Genomic DNA, 16667 nt, shown 5'->3' on the forward strand with positions numbered 1-16667 from the left:
AGCGGTCCGCCGGGAGCACCGGGGTGCTGGCGGTGTGTCGCATCGTCATCGGCACCGGCGGCGGGACGGACCCTCCGGCGCCGGTGTCACGCGGTCGGACACGGTGCTCCGCCTCCATCGGACCCGCCCGACCGGGTCAGCGGTTCAGTCGTCGTCGTCCCAGAACAGCTGCGCGACCAGCACCGCACCCCAGATCCCGATCGGGAACATCGGCCAGAAGAAGTTCAGCTGGCCGGAGGCGATCGAGGTGATCGCCCAGATCGCGGTGAGCAGCACCGCGACACCGGCCCAGGACCGCCACTCCTTGGCGTACTCGCGGATCTGCTCGGACCGCTCCGCCGCGGCCTGCTCCGCGCGCACCGCCGGCAGGTCCTTGCGCTTGACCCGTGGCAGGTCCGCCTCGAGCGCGACGAGATCGGCGCGCACCCTCGCGGCGTAGGCGGCGCGCAGGCGCTCGTCGTACTCGACCAGCGACAGCCTGCCCTCGTCGTGCGCCAGTTTCAGCCGCTCGGCCGTCTCCTGCCGCTCGGCGTCGGACACCCGGATGACGGCCTTGCCGTCGTCCCCCTGCTCGTCCCCCATGGCTGTGAGGGTAGACCGAACTCAGGCGGCCGGGATCGGTCGTCCGACGGACCCGGTGGGGGCCTGGCGGGTGCGCCGGGTCGCGACGGCGACGCCGAGGAGGCACAGCGCGCCACCGGCGAGCGCGAGCAGGGCCGGGAACTCGCCGAGCAGCGCCCAGGACAGCAGGACCACGATCGGCGGGACGGCGTAGGTGCTCGCCGCCAACCGGCCGGCACTCGTCCGGGAGAGGGCGTATCCCCAGGTCAGGAACGCGATCGCGGTGGGGAAGACGCCGAGATAGACGGTCCCGGTGACGGCCGCGGTGGTCGCGGTACCGAGCTCGGAGAGCAGAGCCGGGAGGAACGGCAGCAGGGCCGCGGTCCCGGCGAGCGCGCCGAGCCAGGTGACCCGCAGCGCGTCGATCCGGGTGAGCAGCCGCTTCTGCGCGACGGCGGCGCCGGCGTAGACCAGGGCCGCGACCAGTCCGAGCAGCACCCCCGAGACGTCGGCCCCGCCGGCCGAGGTGGTCGCCGCGATCAGCACGACGCCGCCGAACGCGATCCCCATCCCGACCAGCAGCCGGACCGGGAAGCCCTCGCCGAGCAGCAGCCCGGCCAGCACCGCCACGACCACCGGGGCGACGTTCACCAGCAGCGCGGTGGTGCCGGCGTCGAGGTGCTGCTCGGCGGCGTTGAGTGCCAGGTTGTAGAGCCCGAACCAGGCGGCACCCCACAGCGCGACCGCGCCGAGCAACCCCGGCGACGGCCGGTGGACGGGGCGGCCCCGCCGGGCCCGGACGGCGAGCACGATCACCGTCAGCGTCACCGACCCGACCAGCATCCGGCCCAGCGCGAGCGCACCGGGCGACAGCTCGTGCCCGACCGCCCGGATCCCGACGAAGGCCGACGCCCAGAGCAGGACGGTGACCGCTGCGGCGACGAGCGGGAGGGTCCGGAGGAGGACGGGAGGCGGGCTCATGCAACCGAGCTTGCCTCGCGCAACCGTTAAGCACCAGCGATTATCGCTGCCGCTGAATTCAGTAGGGCTGTATGGTTCGCGCATGCTCGATGCGCACCGCCTGCGGGTGTTCCGGTCCGTCGTCGCGAGCGGCTCGGTGCAGGGCGCCGCTGCGAACCTGGGCTACACGCCGTCCGCCGTCAGTCAGCACCTCACGGCGTTGCAGCGGGAGACCGGGCTCGTGCTCTTCGAGCGGGCAGGGCGCGGTCTGCGGGTGACGGCGGCCGGCACGGTGCTGGCCGAACAGGCCGATGCGGTCCTCGCCCGGCTCGGCGAGGCCGAGGTCGTCGTCGCGGACCTGCGGGCAGGCCGGACCGGGTCGTTCTCACTGGCGTACTTCGCCTCCGTCGGTGCCGCCTGGATGCCCGGTGTGGTGCGGCGGCTGAGCACCGACTTCCCCGGCGTCCGGCTGGACCTCGCGCTGCGCGAGCACCTGCCCGACGACCCGGCGCAGCGCTGCGACGTGCAGGTCACCGTCGAACGGTCGGACTTCGCCGGGTGGCCGGGGTTCGGCGTGGTGCACCTGCTCGACGATCCGTACGTCGTCGTGCTCCCGGACGCGCACCCGCTGGCGGAGCGGGCCGAGATCGAGCTGGCGGAGCTCGCGGGCGAGCGCTGGGTGGACAACGACGTCGCCCGCGGATGGTGCCGGCGCACCCTGGTCGAGGCCTGCACGGCGGCCGGGTTCCGGCCGCCGTTCCACGTGGAGGCGCACGACTACCCCACCGCGATGGCGTTCGTCGGGGCCGGGATCGGCGTCACCGTGCTCCCCGAACTCGGCGCGGTGCGGCTCCCACCGGGGACCCGTGCGGTGCCGGTCGTCCGCCCGCAGCCGGTGCGCTCGATCCTGGCGGTCGTGCGCGACGCCGTCGCGCACACCCCACCGGTGCTCGCGGCGCTGGCCGAGCTCCGCGCGGCCGCGGCCCTCAGCCCTGCGGCCGCACCACCAGCTCGGTGAGGTGCGCGTCCCGGCTCGCGGTCAGCGCCGCGAGGACGACGGCGGCCACCGACTCCGGGCGCAGGAACCGCGAACCGTCGTACTCGCCGCCCTCGTGCGCCACCACGGCCCGCTGCATCGCGGTGTCCACCCGGCCGGGGTGCACCGAGGTGACCCGGATGCCGTTCGCGGCCTCCTCGGCGCGCAGCGCGTCGCCGAACGCCCGCAGCGCGAACTTGCTGGCCGCGTAGGAGCCCCAACCGGGTTTGGCGGTGATGCCCGCACCCGAGTTGATGAGCACGATGTCGGCCCCGCCGGCGGAGCCCGCCGCGCGCAGCGCGGGCAACAACAGCCGGGTGGCCTCGGCGACCGCGACGACGTTGACGTCGAACTGCCGGCGCCACACCGCGGCGGGCGTCTCCTCGACGGTCCCGAGCTCGCCGGTTCCCGCGGAGTGCACCAGCGCGTCCAGCCGGTCGAGCCCGGCCAGCGCACCGGCCAGCGCGTCGTCGTCGGTGAGCTCGACGGCCAGGGTGCGCACCCCGGCCGGCCCTGCCGTGGTCAGTTCGTCGGCGACCGCGGACAGCCGTTCCTCGTCCCGCCCGCCGAGGATCAGGTCGTAGCGCGGTGCGAGCACCCGGGCGACGGCGGCGCCGATGCCCTGGGAGGCGCCGGTGATCAGGGCCAGCGGGCGGGGGGATGCGGTCATGGTCGGAACCTACGACGCCTGGAAGGGTCCGCGCACGACGGGCCTCGCGGAGTTTAGGTCATTCGACTTGGTCGAACGACCTAAATCGGCGTACGGTGGTGGCACCGGCCCGTCCGAACCCGAGGAGCCACCGTGATCGTCGTCACCCCGGCCGCACCCGTCCACGCCGAGGAGGCCGTCGCCGTGCTGACCGGTGCCTTCCGCGACGATCCGGTCATGTCGGCGTTCGTCGGCGGGAGCCCCGACGAGCGGGAGGACCGCCTGCGCCACCTGCTCGGCGTCCTGGTGCGGTCCGCGCTGCGACACGGCGCGGTCGACCTGGCTCGTGCCGAGGGCGACCCGGCCCTGCTCGGGGTCGCGGTGTGGTCGGCGCCCGGCCACGGTGGCGGCGGCCTGCTGCACCGCCTCCGCGACGCCGGGTCCTACCTGCGGGCCTTCGGTCCCGGCGGGCTGTGCTGCGCGGGGGCCCTGCGGCGCACGATGGAGGCCGCGCGGCCGGGTGAGGCACACTGGTACCTCGCGGCGATCGGTGCGCATCCCGCGGGCCGGGGCCGCGGCGTCGGTTCCGCACTGCTGGAATCCCGCCTGGGGGCGATCGAGACGCCCGCGTACCTGGAGGCGTCGACCGAGCGCAGTGCCGCGCTGTACGAGCGGTTCGGCTTCGACCGGCTCGGCACGGTCGCCGGCTTTCCGGAGCCGGTACGGCCGGTCGCGATGTGGCGGCCCGGCGCGCCGGTGCGCCGGCGTTGACCGGGAAGGTGCCCCCGGTGACACCCGGGACGCGCCGGACGCGCGAGCACCGGCCTGCGGCCGAGCGCCGCGAACAGCTGCTGGACGCCGCCGTCGAGGTCATGCGGGCGGGCGGCATCGCCGCGGCCACCACCCGGGCCGTCGCCGAGCGCGCCGGCCTGCCCCAGGGGGCGTTCCACTACTGTTTCCGGTCCAAGGACGAGCTGTTCAGCGCGCTGCTGGACCGCGAGCTGGACGCATCCCTCGGACGTGTCTGGGACGCGGTGGCGGACACCGGGGATCTGGAGGCGAGCATCGCCGCGGCGCTGCGGGCGATCCTCGACCGGGTCCGGTCCGACCCGGAGTACCACCTGCTCACCGCGGAGCTGGTGGACGTGGCGGCACGCACCCCCGGTCTCGAGCACGTGGCGCGCCGGGAGCAGGCCGCCTCCGTCGAGCGGGCCGGCCTGATGCTCCGCCGGTGGCAGGAGACCGGTGGCGGTGAGCTGGCCGTCGGGACCCGGGTGCTGGCCGAGGCCCTCGTCGCCGCCTCGACCGGCATCACGTCGTCCTGGCTGAGCGCACGCGACGACGAGGCAGCGCACGCCTGCGTGGCGCTGTTCGCCGCGGCGCTGGCGCGGGTCGCCACCCGCTGACCGGGTGGCGGGCACTCAGATCCGGCGCGCGGAGTTGAACGGCATCCGGTCGATGTCGTCGACCTTCACCGGCTTGCCGCTGGTGGAGGCGTGCACGATCTGGCCGTCGCCGATGTAGATGCCGACGTGGCTGACCGGGCTGTAGAAGAAGACCAGGTCACCCGGCTGCAGGTCGGAACGGCTGACCGCGGTGCCCGCGGTCGCCTGTGCGCTGCTGGTGCGCGGCACGTCCTTGCCCGCGGCGGCGAACGCGTAGGACACCAGGCCGGAGCAGTCGAAGGCGCTCGGGCCGGTCGCGCCCCAGCGGTAGGGCTTGCCGAGCTGCGCCATCGCGGTGGACACCGCGGTCTGACGTGCGGCGACGGCCTGACCCGCACGGGCGGCGGCGTCGGTGGCGGCGGTGACGTTCTGTGCGGCCGGGCTGCCCGCGGTGGCGAACGTGGCCGGAAGGACGTTCGCGGCGGGCGCGACGTCACGGTTCACCGGGGCGGTGGTGGGGGCGGTGTCCGGGGCCGGTGCCGCGGTGGCGGCGGGAAGCGCGGCCGGAAGCACGGACAGGGCTGCGGCCGCGGCGGCGGTGGTGGCCACGACGGCGACGCGGAGCGCCGGAGCGGTGGGTCGCTGGGGCACGGTGTTTCCTCGGGGGTAGCACCGCCGGCGAACCGTGGGGGTGGGGTACGCGGCCCGAGGGGAGTTCGTGGTGCGGCGCTGGGAACGCCGCGTCCGGTGGCCGTGCATCCCGCCCGCGTCGTCGTCCGGCGGAGACCCTGCGCCCCGCACCCCGGGTGGGTGCAGGTCGCGCAAGGCCGACGAGGACATTACGAACAGATATCGCTCAGATAAATGACCCAGCACACAATAAAGGGATGACTGCGCTCACGAACAATTCCGAGAAGATTTCAGATCGGAGACTTCCTGATCCGGAAACGGCATCGGCCCGGTGGTGACCTGCACGGTCACCACCGGGCCGACGCCGGTGAGAGAACGATCAGTTGTCGATCTCGCCCCGGATGAATGCCTCCACCTTGTCCCGCGCCTCGGAGTCGCGGTACTGCTCCGGCGGGGACTTCATGAAGTAGCTCGACGCCGACAGCAGCGGCCCGCCGATCCCGCGGTCCTTGGCGATCTTGGCCGCGCGGACGGCGTCGATGATGATCCCGGCCGAGTTCGGCGAGTCCCAGACCTCGAGCTTGTACTCCAGGTTGAGCGGCACGTCGCCGAACGCCCGGCCCTCCAGGCGGACGTAGGCCCACTTGCGGTCGTCCAGCCAGGCCACGTAGTCGGACGGGCCGATGTGCACGTTGCCCTTGCCCATGTCCCGGTCCACCTGGGAGGTCACCGCCTGGGTCTTGGAGACCTTCTTGGACTCCAGCCGGTCCAGCTCCTTCATGTTCAGGAAGTCCATGTTGCCGCCCACGTTGAGCTGCATGGTCCGGTCCAGCTGGACCCCGCGGTCCTCGAACAGCTTCGCCAGCACCCGGTGGGTGATGGTCGCCCCGACCTGGGACTTGATGTCGTCACCGACGATCGGCACGCCGGCGGCACGGAACTTCTCCGCCCACTCCGGGTCCGACGCGATGAACACCGGCAGCGCGTTGACGAACGCCACCCCGGCGTCGAGCGCGGCCTGGGCGTAGTGCCGGTCCGCATCCTCGCTGCCCACCGGAAGGTAGGAGACCAGGACGTCGGCGCCCGCGTCGCGCAGCGCCTGCGCGACGTCGACCGGCTCGTCGTCGGACTCGGTGATCGTCTCCCGGTAGAACCGGCCGAGGCCGTCCAGGGTCGGACCGCGTTGCACGGTCACCCCGAGCGGCGGCACGTCCGCGATCGTGATCGTGTTGTTCTCGCTGGCCGAGATGGCGTCGGCGAGGTCGTGGCCGACCTTCTTGGCGTCGACGTCGAACGCGGCCACGAACGTCACGTCGCGCACGTGGTAGCCACCGAAGTCGACGTGCATCAGGCCGGGGACCTGGGTCGACGGGTCGGCGTCCGCGTAGTAGTGGACACCCTGGACCAGCGACGCCGCGCAGTTACCCACGCCGACGACCGCGACCCGAACCTGGCTCATGTCAGGCTCCTCCTGTTGTCTCGTCCTGTCGTTCCCCGCCGGACCCGGGTCCGGCGTCCGTTCCGGCGCCGTCGCCGGGGATGGTCTCGTGCAGCTGCTCGGCGTTCTCGGCCGCGATCAGCTCGTTCAGCCACCGCACCTCCCGCTCGGAGCTCTCCAGCCCGAGGCGGTGCAGCTCGCGGGTGTAGCGGTCGATCTGTTCCCCGGTCCGTCCCAGCGCGGCGCGCAGCCCGTCCCGCCGCTCCTCCACCGCGCGCCGCCGCCCCTCCAGGATCCGCAGGCGGGTCTGCGCCGGCGTCCGTGAGAAGAAGGCCAGGTGGACGCCGAAGCTGCCGTCCTCCCAGGCCTGGGGTCCCGCGTCGTCGAGCAGTTCGCCGAAGCGCTCCTTGCCCTCGGCGGTGATCCGGTAGACACGGCGGCCGCGCCGAGACCAGCCGGTGACCGGCGCACGCTCGGAGTCGAGCTGGTCCGGCCCGGTCTCGGCGATGAGACCGGCACGCAGCAGCCTGCGCAGTGCCGGGTAGAGCGAGCCGTAGGAGAATGCCCGCAGGCCGCCCAGCCGCCGGCCGAGCTGCTTGCGCAGCTCGTAGCCGTGCAGTGGTCCTTCCTGGAGCAGACCGAGAACGGCGAACTCCAGCACCGCACGCCCTCCTTGCCGCCGCGCGGCCCGGGGTGGACCGCCGACCGACCATATCGGTCCGATACATCGGTTCGCTCGTCGAATGATCGTCGTCACAACCACCTGTCATCGGGTGAGTGCCTCGACCAGGCACGGAACGGGCCACCGGCCCGGGACGGGCGGTCGGTGCGGAGCACGGCCGCGCGTACCCTGGTCGAGTGCTCAGCCCGCGACAGGTGGTGGACTACGCCCTGCAGCGCCGCGCGCTGCTGGCCGACGTCCGTGCCGGTCGGGTCGACCGCGAGGAGGTGTGCGACGCCGGTGCCTACCTGCAGCGCGCCGCCCGGTTCCACGGGCGGGCCGTCGACGAGACCTGCCCGGTCTGCCGCCGGGACCAGCTCGCCCACGTCTCCTGGGTGTTCGGTGAGGCGCTGCGGCACGTCTCCGGTTCGGCCCGCTCCACCGACGACCTGGAGCAGCTCGCGGCGCACCACCGCGAGTTCACGGTGCACGTGGTCGAGGTGTGCCGGACCTGTCGGTGGAACCACCTGGTCCGTTCCTTCGTCCTCGGTACCGGCCGCCCACGCGGCGGGCGCCGGACGGCGGGCGGTTGATCTCGTGCCGAACCCCGTGGCCGACCGCCGTACCGATCGGTCGGCCGATCCGTCGGCCGGTCCCGGCCGGTGCCCCGGAGCCCGCCGGGCCCGCCGCGGTCGCGGACCGGCCCCACACCGCCGCCCCGGGCACCCCCGGCCCGGTCCCCGGCGGACCAGCGAGACCGCACCCCACGGAGCCGCCCGGTGAACGACGAGCGTGACCCCCGACGCACCCCACCGCCCGGGCCGCCCCCTCCCCCCGGCCGACCGCTCCCCCCGCCGGCTCCCCGACCCGGCGCCGGGCCCCGACGACCCGGGCCCCCTCCCCCCGGCCGACCGCCCGGTGGCCCGGGCCCGAACCCGCGACCGGGCCCGCCCGGCCCGCCCCCGCGGGTCGTCCCGCCTCCGCCGCCGGTCGCCCAGCCCCGACCGCTCCCCCCGCCGCCGCCCCCGCTGCTCACCCACGAGGACTCCGGTATCGGCAGCGTCGGCGCGGCCGGGTACGGCGCCCGGCAGGCTCCGCCGCCCGCGCCGCAGCGCCCCGGCCCGCCCCGCGACGGCCGTCGGGCCCCGACTGCCGCACCGGGCCGGGACGGTGGCCCGCCCGGGCCACCCGGTCGCGCCGACGGTGGCCGGCCCGGTGCGGACGGCGACGGCCGTCCGCCGCGCCGCAGGCGCCGGATCCGGAACTGGCTGATCGCCGCCGCCGGGGTCTCGCTGCTCGGCCCGCTGGTCGCGTTCGCGATCGGGTGGCTGATCTTCCCGGTCCCGGCCGCCGACGACATCGCGGTCACCCAGGTCGCGACCTTCACCTACGCCGACGGCGACCCGCTGGCCACGGTGCGTCCGGACAACGTCAACCGCACCAGCGTCACGCTGGACCGGGTCCCGGTGCCCGTGCAGCAGGCCGTGCTGTCCGCGGAGGACCGGACCTTCTTCTCCAATCCCGGCTTCGACATCACCGGTATCGCCCGGGCCGTGCTCAACCAGCTCACCGGGGGCATCGGCGGCGGCTCGACGATCACCCAGCAGTACATCAAGGTCACCACCGGCAACGACCAGATCTCGCTGTTCCGCAAGTTCCGCGAGGTGGTGCTCGCGGCGAAGATGTCCAAGGAGATGACGAAGGAACAGATCCTGGAGAACTACCTGAACGCCATCTACCTGGGCCGCGGGGCCTACGGCGTGCAGGCGGCCAGCCAGGCGTACTTCGGCAAGGACGTCTCCGAGCTGAACGTCTCCGAGGGGGCGATGCTCGCCGGCCTCATCCAGTCGCCGTCGCGCTGGGACCCGGCGAAGAACCCGGAGATGTCCGAGCAGCGCTGGAACTTCGTGCTCGACGGCATGGTGAGCCAGAACTGGCTCAGCCAGGCCGAACGCGACCAGCAGCAGTTCCCCCGCTGGAACGAGGCGTCCGCAGGCGAGGGCGGCGGGATCCCCGGTGACGACCGCGGCCACATCTACAACGCCGCCCGGGCCGAGCTCGAGGTGCTCGGGATCTCCGAGACCGAGCTGAACACCCAGGGCCTCACCGTCACCACGACGATCGACCCGGCCGCCCAGGAGCAGGCGGCCGAGGCCGTGACGCAGAGCCTGGAGGGTCAGCCCGAGAACCTGCGCTCGTCGCTGGTGTCGATCGACCCGAAGACGGGCGCGGTCATCGCCTACTACGGCGGCGAGAACGGCGTCGGGCTGGACTACGCGTCCGTCCTGAAGCAGCCCGGTTCGTCGTTCAAGCCGTTCGTCGTCGCCGCCGCCCTGCAGGCGCCCGACCCGATCGGCCTGGGCGCCACCTACGACGGGTCGTCGCCGCAGACGCTGGCCGGGACCACGGTCACCAACTCCGAGGGCGTGAGCTGCGCGAACTGTTCGGTCAAGGAGGCGATGACCAAGTCGATCAACACCGTGTTCTACCGGATGGGCCTCGACGTCGGCCCGGCGAAGGTCGCCGAGGCGGCGCACCAGGCGGGCATCCCCGCCGACCTGCTGCCGAACCCGACCGGCGGCATCGCGCTCGGTGACCGCGAGGTGCACCCGAAGGACATGGCCGCCGCCTACGCGACGTTCGCCGCGGACGGTGTGCGGCGGGCGCCGTTCCTGGTCAGCAAGGTGACCGCCAACGACGGCCGGGTCATCTACGACCGCGGCGGCACCGACACCGGCGAGCAGGTCATGGACCCGGAGGTGGCGCGCAACGTCACCGAGTCGATGACCGACGTCGCGAGCTCGTCCCGGATCGGGCTCAACGGTGGCCGCCCGGTCGCGGTGAAGACCGGCACCGTGCAGAGCGCCGTCGAGGGGGAGAACAACGACGCGTGGACCGTCGGCTTCACGCCGTCGGTGTCCACCGCTGTCTGGGTCGGCACCGACGACAACTCGCCGATCCGGAACTCCTCCGGCAATGCGATCTTCGGTCGCATGCTGCCCGGGCAGATCTGGCAGTCGTACATGAACGACGTGCTGCGCGGCACCCCGGTCGAGCAGTTCGCCGGGTTCCGGCCGATCGGCGAGGCGCCGCCGGCCCGCAACGCCTCCGCCGACAGCGGATCCGGTCAGGACTCCTCCCCGGGTGAGCAGACCACCGAACCGAGCCGGGGGCCGGACGGGAACCGGGACCGCAACGGCGGTGACGGCTCCGGACGGGACGACTCCGACGGCGGTGACTCCTCCTCCGACGACGGCTCGGACGGTGACCGCAACGGCGACCGGAACGGTGACCGGAACGGCGATCGGGGCGGTGACCGGGGTGGTGACCGGGGTGGCGACGGCGATCCGTTCTCCGGCGGTGATTCCGGCCCGGACTCCGGCGGCCAGGACGGCTCCGAGGATCCCAACGGCGGTGGGGGCTGAGTGACGCCGGCCGTCCCGGCGCAGGCCCCTCCGGGGGGTCGCGCACCGGTGACGGCCCGACCGTCCGTGAGATCCCGAGCTGGACCGAACCGCTCGCCCGCTCGGCCAGCCACCTGATCGGTGGCCCGCTCGGCAGGCACGCCCTCGTCGGCCGCGCCCGGTACTGGACACCGCTGCGGGTGGTACTGCTGTTCGCGGTCGTGGTGCTGGCACTGAGCTGGCTCGGCAAGGCGGCCTGCCTGCAGGAGTACCGCACCGCCGACGGCGTGCCCGCGCTCGACTGGCGCAACGACCGCCAGTACGTGGCGATGTGCTACTCCGACACGGTCCCGCTCTACGGCCTGGAGGGACTCGCCGACGACGGCGTCCCCTACCGCGACGCCTGGTTCGAGACCCGCTCCGACGGGACCCGGGTCGAGCGGTGGATGGAGTACCCGGTGATCACCGGGTTCTTCCAGTACCTCAACGCGCAGCTCACCGACGGATGGCAGTGGCTGGCGGAGCGGCTGCCGCTGCCGACCGCCCTCGACGTCGTCGTCTACTTCAACATGACGGCGTTCTGGCTGGCGGCGGCCTGGCTCACGGTGGTCTGGGCGGTCGTGCGGCTACGGCCGGAGCGCCCCTGGGACGCCGCGCTCGTCGCGCTGTCCCCGCTGGCGCTGGTGCACGTGTTCACCAACTTTGACGCGCTCACCGTCGCGCTGGCCACCGGTGCGCTGCTGGCACTGCGCCGGGACCGGCCGGGTTGGGCCGGCGTGCTGATCGGGCTCGGCGCCGCGGCGAAGCTCTACCCGCTGCTCTTCCTGGTGCCGATCGTGCTCGTCGGGTGGCGGCGGCGGTCGGCCGGTGGGCTGGCCCGCGCGGCCTGGGCGACCGGCGCCGCAGCCGCAGCCTGGGTGGCGGTGAACCTGCCGGTCGCGCTCGCCTGGCCGCGCGGCTGGGCCGAGTTCTTCCTGCTGAACCGCACGCGTCCGGCTGATCCGGACTCGATCTGGTACTCGCTGAGCTGGTTCACCGGCTGGCCCGGGTTCGACGGGCCGCTCGCCGACGGCGCCTCGCCGACCGTCCTGAACGCGGTCACCGCGGTGCTGATGGTGCTGGCCGTCGGCGCGATCGCGGTGCTGGCGCTGCGCGCCCCGCAGCCACCTGCGGTCGCCGAGCTCGCGTTCCTCTGTGTGGCGGCGTTCCTGCTGCTCAACAAGGTGTGGAGCCCCCAGTACTCGCTCTGGCTGGTACCGCTCGCGGTGCTGGCGCTCCCGCGCTGGCGGCTGCTGCTGATCTGGATGACCGTCGACGCCCTGGTCTGGGTACCGCGGATGTACCAGTACCTCGGCGTCGCCGACAAGGGCCTGCCGATGGAACCGTTCCTGGTGACCGTCCTGGTCCGGGACGCGATCGTGGTGGCGCTGTGCGTGCTGGTGGTACGGCAGATCCTGCGCCGGGCGCCGGGCACCGCGCACGACCCGGTCTGGCCGCCCGCGCCCCGGTCGGCCGCTGCGGCCTGACCTGCCCTGTCGCGCCCTGCTCCGCCCTGTCGCGCGTCCCACCCCGGGCGCGCGCGCCCGCCCCGGCACGCGTCCCACCCCGGTGCGCGCCCCGCCCGGCGCGCCCTGCCCGGCGCGCCCTGCCCGGCGCGCCCTGCCCGGCGCGCCTCGCCCGGTGCGCGCCCCGCCCGGCGCGCGTCGAGATGCAGCTCAGCGGGAGTCCGGGGGTGCGGTGCGCCCGCTGAGCTGCATCTCGGTGAGGGGTGACGGTGGTCTCGGGTGGCCTCCCGCCGGGCGAGGGGTGCGGAAGTATCGGGGCATGGGCGACGACGCGGTGGTCCCGGACCAGGTGCAGCAGCGGCTGCGGGCACGGATCGAGGAGGCCCTGCCGGTGCTGCGCCGCCGTGCCGCGACCGCCGCCGAGAGGTCCGGGAAGCGGTCGGCGTCGGTCACGATGACGCTGCTCCCGGTGCCGGGCGCGACCGGTGACGGGCCGCTGGCCGACGAGGTCGCGTTCGTGCTCACCCGCCGGGCGCGCTCACTGCGTGCGCACTCCGGTCAGTGGGCGCTGCCCGGTGGCCGGCTCGACGCCGGGGAGACGGCGGAGCAGGCGGCGCGCCGCGAGGTCTCCGAGGAGGTCGGGCTGGAGCTCGGCCCGGACCGGGTGCTCGGGCTGCTCGACGACTACCCGACCCGCTCCGGGTACGTCATCACGCCGGTGGTGCTGTGGGCGGGCGGTGCCGGGGAGCCCGTCCCGAACCCGGACGAGGTCGCCGAGCTGCACCGGCTCCCGCTCGCCGAGATCGACCGGGAGCCCCGGTTCCTGACCATCCCCGAGTCCGACGCCCCGGTGATCCAGGTGCCGCTGTTCGACCGCTACGTGCACGCCCCCACCGGAGCGGTGCTGCACCAGTTCCGGGAGGTCGTGCTGCACGGCAGACCGACCAGGGTGGCGCACCTGGAACAGCCGGTGTTCGCCTGGCGGTGAGTCAGGCCCGTGCGTGCTCGCGGAGGAACGCGATGTCGGCCGCCTGACCCTCGGCCGGGGTCTCCACGACGACGGGTGCGCCCGCCTCGGCGACGACGGCGGCCAGCTCGTCGGGCGGGATCGTGCCCGCACCGATGTTGGCGTGCCGGTCACGGGCGGAGTCGAACGCGTCGCGCGAGTCGTTCAGGTGGATCAGGTCGATCCGGCCGGTGATCGCCTTCGCCCGCGCCACGATCCCGGCCAGCTCCTCCCCGCCGGCGTAGGCGTGGCAGGTGTCCAGGCAGAACCCGACGCCGAACTCGCCGACCGCATCCCACAGCCTGCCCAGCGCGTCGAAGCGGCGGGCCATCGCGTTGTCCCCGCCGGCGGTGTTCTCGATCAGGACCGGTACGTCGAACCCGTGCTCACCGGCGTGGCGCTCGACGAACTTGCGCCAGTTGTCGATCCCGGCGGCCGGGTCCTCGCCCGCGGTGACGTGGCCACCGTGCACGACCAGGCCGAAGGCGCCGACCTCCGCCGCGCCGGCCAGGTGCTGCTGCACGATCTTGCGGGACGGGATCCGGATGCGGTTGTTCGTCGAGGCGACGTTCGCGGTGTAGGGGGCGTGCACCACCACCGCGACCTCCGAGGCGGCGAGCTCCGCGGCCCGCGGGTGCGGCGGCGGCTTCTTCCAGCCCTGCGGGTCGGAGAGGAAGAGCTGGATCACCTCCGCCCCCACCTCCTCGGCCGCGGCCAGCGGATCCTCGGCGTCGCGGACGTGCGCTCCGATCTGCATGGACGCCACGGTAGCGAGCACCCCCGACAGAACCGTCCGGGCCACCGGGCCGGAGTACCCGCAGGTCGGGCCCGGGGCGGCCGTTGGTAGCCTTGACCGGTCGCCCCGCAGGTCCCGTTCGGCTCCGGCCGCGCGGTGAGACTGTCGGGGGGCACTGAGAACCTCCTGTCACGGCCGTCCGGGCCGTGACCGTTTTCGAGTCCATAGGAGGTGAGTGGTTCTCATGCGTCATTACGAGGTCATGGTCATCCTCGACGGCAGCCTGGACGAGCGCACCGTGCAGCCGTCCCTGGAGCAGTTCCTCACCGTCGTGAAGAACGACGGGGGATCGGTCGAGAAGATCGAGGTCTGGGGCAAGCGCCGGCTGGCCTACGAGATCAGGAAGCAGAGCGAGGCCATCTACGCGGTCGTCGAGATCGCCGCGGAGCCCGCCACCGTCGCCGAGCTGGACCGCCAGCTGGGTCTGAACGAGTCCGTGCTGCGCACCAAGGTGCTGCGCAAGGACGTCACCCGCACGCCGGCGCCCGCCGCCGGCTGAGAGGGGCTGTCATGGCCGGCGAGACCGTGATCACCGTCGTGGGCAACCTGACGGCCGATCCCGAGCTGCGGTTCACCCCCTCCGGCGCCGCGGTCGCCAACTTCACCGTCGCGTCCACGCCGCGGACCTTCGACCGCCAGTCCGGCGAATGGAAGGACGGCGAGGCGCTGTTCCTGCGCTGCAACGTCTGGCGCCAGGCGGCGGAGAACGTCGCCGAGTCCCTCACCAGGGGCGCCCGTGTCGTCGTGCAGGGGCGGCTCCGGCAGCGGTCCTTCGAGACCCGTGAGGGCGAGAAGCGCACCGTCGTGGAGATGGAGGTCGACGAGGTCGGCCCCTCGCTGCGCTACGCGACCGCCAAGGTCAACAAGGTCAGCCGGGGCGGAGGCTCCGGCGGCTTCGGTGGCGGTGGCGGATTCGACGGTGGCGGCAGCAGCGGTGGCGGCGGTTACGGCGGCCAGCAGGGCGGCGGTTCCGGCGGGGGCAACTCCGGCGGCGGTTATGACGACCCCTGGGGTTCGGCCCCGCCCGCGGGCAGCGGCGCGGCGTCCGACGACGAGCCCCCTTTCTGATCCACGTATCCCATCGCCCGTGACGGGCGACGGACGACACCAGGAGCACCACCATGGCCAAGGCCATCGTGCGCAAGCCGAAGAAGAAGGTCTGCGCGTTCTGCAAGGACAAGGCCCAGCTGATCGACTACAAGGACACCGGTCTGCTGCGCAAGTTCATCTCCGACCGCGGCAAGATCCGTGCTCGTCGGGTGACCGGCAACTGCCGGCAGCACCAGCGGGACGTCGCGGTCGCGGTGAAGAACTCGCGTGAGGTCGCACTGCTGCCGTACACCTCGACGGCGCGCTGAGGAAGGGGAGACAGATGAAGCTCATCCTCAACGCCGACGTCCCGAACCTGGGCGCCCCCGGTGACATCGTCGAGGTCAAGGACGGCTACGGCCGCAACTACCTGCTGCCGCGCAAGCTCGCGGTGGTCGCCACCCGTGGCGCCGAGAAGCAGGTCGAGCAGATCCGCCGGGCGCAGAAGGCCCGCGAGATCCGCGATCTGGGCCACGCCCAGCAGGTCGACTCGCAGCTGCGGAACCTGAACGTGACGGTCCCGGCCAAGGCCGGCGACAACGGCAGGCTGTTCGGTTCGGTCACCCCGGCCGCGGTCGTCGAGGCCGTCAAGGCGTCCGGCGGCCCGACGCTGGACAAGCGGATCGTCGACGTCCCGGGTCACATCAAGACCCTGGGCAAGCACCAGGTGCAGGTCCGCCTGCACCCGGAGGTCACCACCGAGCTGCCCATCGCGGTCGTCGCGAGCTGAGCGGTGCGGTGGTCGGTCGACCACTGAGAGTAGTCAGAGCGGTGTCCGGAGCGTAGAGCTCCGGGCACCGCTCTGTCGTGTGTGCGGACCCGTCCGAGGCGGCCCGCGACCGCGCTCCGGAGTCGTGAGTGGACGGATCCACCCGGTCGGGTGAGGACCGGGCGGATCCCGTGTCACGCAGCCGACACGCCGCGAGGTGACGGTCCGCGCGTCGGGCGGGGCTGTGGACGCGCCGGGCGGCGAACGGCGCGTAGCGCGCTCCGACACGCCGGGAGCAGCCCTGCGCCGACACGCCACAGCGATGTTGTCCACAGCTGTGCCCATACCTCTGACCTGCGGTTTCGACCGAAATCGCCGCACTGTCCCCAGGTTGTCCACAGCACGGTCCCGGGATGGGCGGTGGTGGTGCACAGTCCGTCCCCAGGTTGATCACCAGGCCGACTGGTGCCGGCGATGCGAATCGACCTAGCCTCGGGTACGACCGGTCCGGTTGCAGGTCCCGCACCGCCGCCGCACGACGCGCGGCTCGGTGGCCGCCCGGGCCGGACGAGTACGGGAGATCCACGCGGGAACGTCGCCGCGGGCTCGCGTTTCGAACGTATGTTCGGTATGCTGTCCACCGGGGGTGACGCTGCGTATGGCTCTGACGGACGATCGTCCCACCGGCCGGCCTCGGGCCGTTCGCGACGGGGACCAGGCGGGCGGCTCCGGTACCGGCGGGAGCGGCACCTTCGATCGGCAGCCGCCGCAGGATCTCACCGCCGAGCAGTCGGTGCTGGGCGGGATGCTCCTGAGCAAGGATGCGATCGCCGACGTC

Annotated in this window: 18 protein-coding genes and 1 pseudogene; 12 read left to right on the forward strand and 7 right to left on the reverse strand. The window is 73.4% G+C overall.

Annotated features, from left to right (window positions below; genetic code table 11):
- Nucleotides 1–144: 144 nt before the first annotated feature.
- Both AB0J24_RS13105 and AB0J24_RS13110 read right to left on the reverse strand, forming a co-directional pair.
- Nucleotides 145–582, reverse strand: coding sequence for a DUF1707 domain-containing protein (locus tag AB0J24_RS13105; RefSeq protein ID WP_358679959.1), 438 nt, complete (start codon nucleotides 580–582; stop codon nucleotides 145–147).
- A 21-nt stretch (nucleotides 583–603) separates the two neighbouring features.
- A complete protein-coding gene (locus AB0J24_RS13110; RefSeq protein ID WP_358679962.1) occupies nucleotides 604–1542 on the reverse strand; it encodes a DMT family transporter in 939 nt (312 codons plus the stop codon).
- A gap of 82 nt (nucleotides 1543–1624) precedes the next feature.
- On the opposite strand from AB0J24_RS13110, the gene AB0J24_RS13115 reads away from it, so the two are divergent.
- Nucleotides 1625–2539 carry a LysR family transcriptional regulator gene (locus AB0J24_RS13115; RefSeq protein WP_358679965.1) on the forward strand — a complete coding sequence of 305 codons (915 nt, stop codon included), beginning with the start codon at nucleotides 1625–1627 and terminating at the stop codon, nucleotides 2537–2539.
- Here the strand turns inward: AB0J24_RS13115 and AB0J24_RS13120 are convergent.
- Nucleotides 2508–3227 carry an SDR family oxidoreductase gene (locus AB0J24_RS13120; protein WP_358679968.1) on the reverse strand — a complete coding sequence of 240 codons (720 nt, stop codon included), beginning with the start codon at nucleotides 3225–3227 and terminating at the stop codon, nucleotides 2508–2510. The two genes, AB0J24_RS13115 and AB0J24_RS13120, sit on opposite strands and share 32 nt — an antisense overlap.
- Before the next feature lie 132 nt (nucleotides 3228–3359).
- Here AB0J24_RS13120 and AB0J24_RS13125 point away from each other — a divergent pair, with 132 nt between their 5' ends.
- Complete coding sequence (locus tag AB0J24_RS13125) at nucleotides 3360–3977, forward strand: GNAT family N-acetyltransferase (protein WP_358679971.1); 618 nt, start codon at nucleotides 3360–3362, stop codon at nucleotides 3975–3977.
- A gap of 17 nt (nucleotides 3978–3994) precedes the next feature.
- Nucleotides 3995–4612, forward strand: coding sequence for a TetR family transcriptional regulator (locus AB0J24_RS13130; protein WP_358679974.1), 618 nt, complete (start codon nucleotides 3995–3997; stop codon nucleotides 4610–4612).
- A 15-nt stretch (nucleotides 4613–4627) separates the two neighbouring features.
- On the opposite strand, the gene AB0J24_RS13135 is transcribed toward AB0J24_RS13130, so the two are convergent.
- The 3 genes from AB0J24_RS13135 to AB0J24_RS13145 form a co-directional block, all read right to left on the reverse strand.
- Nucleotides 4628–5242, reverse strand: a complete 615-nt coding sequence (locus AB0J24_RS13135; RefSeq protein WP_358679977.1) for a C40 family peptidase — start codon at nucleotides 5240–5242, stop codon at nucleotides 4628–4630.
- 358 nt (nucleotides 5243–5600) lie between these two features.
- Nucleotides 5601–6680: an inositol-3-phosphate synthase gene (locus AB0J24_RS13140; protein ID WP_358679979.1), complete on the reverse strand. Its 1080-nt coding sequence runs from the start codon at nucleotides 6678–6680 to the stop codon at nucleotides 5601–5603.
- Nucleotide 6681: 1 nt separating this feature from the next.
- Nucleotides 6682–7320, reverse strand: coding sequence for a PadR family transcriptional regulator (locus tag AB0J24_RS13145; RefSeq protein ID WP_358679982.1), 639 nt, complete (start codon nucleotides 7318–7320; stop codon nucleotides 6682–6684).
- Nucleotides 7321–7517: 197 nt separating this feature from the next.
- Here AB0J24_RS13145 and AB0J24_RS13150 point away from each other — a divergent pair, with 197 nt between their 5' ends.
- From AB0J24_RS13150 to AB0J24_RS13165, 4 genes are all read left to right on the forward strand, one after another.
- A complete protein-coding gene (locus tag AB0J24_RS13150) occupies nucleotides 7518–7913 on the forward strand; it encodes a DUF5318 family protein (RefSeq protein ID WP_358679985.1) in 396 nt (131 codons plus the stop codon).
- 186 nt (nucleotides 7914–8099) lie between these two features.
- A complete protein-coding gene (locus AB0J24_RS13155) occupies nucleotides 8100–10745 on the forward strand; it encodes a transglycosylase domain-containing protein (RefSeq protein ID WP_358679988.1) in 2646 nt (881 codons plus the stop codon).
- Between the two features lie 179 nt (nucleotides 10746–10924).
- Nucleotides 10925–12250, forward strand: coding sequence for a glycosyltransferase 87 family protein (locus AB0J24_RS13160; protein WP_358679991.1), 1326 nt, complete (start codon nucleotides 10925–10927; stop codon nucleotides 12248–12250).
- Between the two features lie 298 nt (nucleotides 12251–12548).
- Nucleotides 12549–13217 (forward strand): CoA pyrophosphatase, encoded by a 669-nt coding sequence (locus AB0J24_RS13165; protein ID WP_358679994.1) that lies wholly within the window; start codon nucleotides 12549–12551, stop codon nucleotides 13215–13217.
- A gap of 1 nt (nucleotide 13218) precedes the next feature.
- On the opposite strand, the gene AB0J24_RS13170 is transcribed toward AB0J24_RS13165, so the two are convergent.
- Nucleotides 13219–13992: a deoxyribonuclease IV gene (locus tag AB0J24_RS13170; RefSeq protein WP_358679997.1), complete on the reverse strand. Its 774-nt coding sequence runs from the start codon at nucleotides 13990–13992 to the stop codon at nucleotides 13219–13221.
- 223 nt (nucleotides 13993–14215) lie between these two features.
- Between AB0J24_RS13170 and rpsF the strand changes: the two genes are divergently transcribed.
- From rpsF to AB0J24_RS13195, 5 genes and pseudogenes are all read left to right on the forward strand, one after another.
- On the forward strand, nucleotides 14216–14530 hold the full coding sequence (gene rpsF, locus AB0J24_RS13175; RefSeq protein WP_358680000.1) for a 30S ribosomal protein S6: 315 nt from the start codon (nucleotides 14216–14218) through the stop codon (nucleotides 14528–14530).
- 11 nt (nucleotides 14531–14541) lie between these two features.
- A complete protein-coding gene (locus AB0J24_RS13180; RefSeq protein WP_358680003.1) occupies nucleotides 14542–15099 on the forward strand; it encodes a single-stranded DNA-binding protein in 558 nt (185 codons plus the stop codon).
- A gap of 53 nt (nucleotides 15100–15152) precedes the next feature.
- Nucleotides 15153–15389: a 30S ribosomal protein S18 gene (gene rpsR, locus AB0J24_RS13185; RefSeq protein WP_085915038.1), complete on the forward strand. Its 237-nt coding sequence runs from the start codon at nucleotides 15153–15155 to the stop codon at nucleotides 15387–15389.
- Nucleotides 15390–15403: 14 nt separating this feature from the next.
- Nucleotides 15404–15850: a 50S ribosomal protein L9 gene (rplI, locus tag AB0J24_RS13190; protein WP_358680006.1), complete on the forward strand. Its 447-nt coding sequence runs from the start codon at nucleotides 15404–15406 to the stop codon at nucleotides 15848–15850.
- Between the two features lie 637 nt (nucleotides 15851–16487).
- Nucleotides 16488–16667 (forward strand): annotated as a pseudogene (locus AB0J24_RS13195) (replicative DNA helicase); the annotation flags it as partial.

It is taken from the genome of Pseudonocardia sp. NPDC049635 (assembly GCF_040659795.1).
Taxonomy (GTDB): Bacteria; Actinomycetota; Actinomycetes; order Mycobacteriales; family Pseudonocardiaceae; genus Pseudonocardia.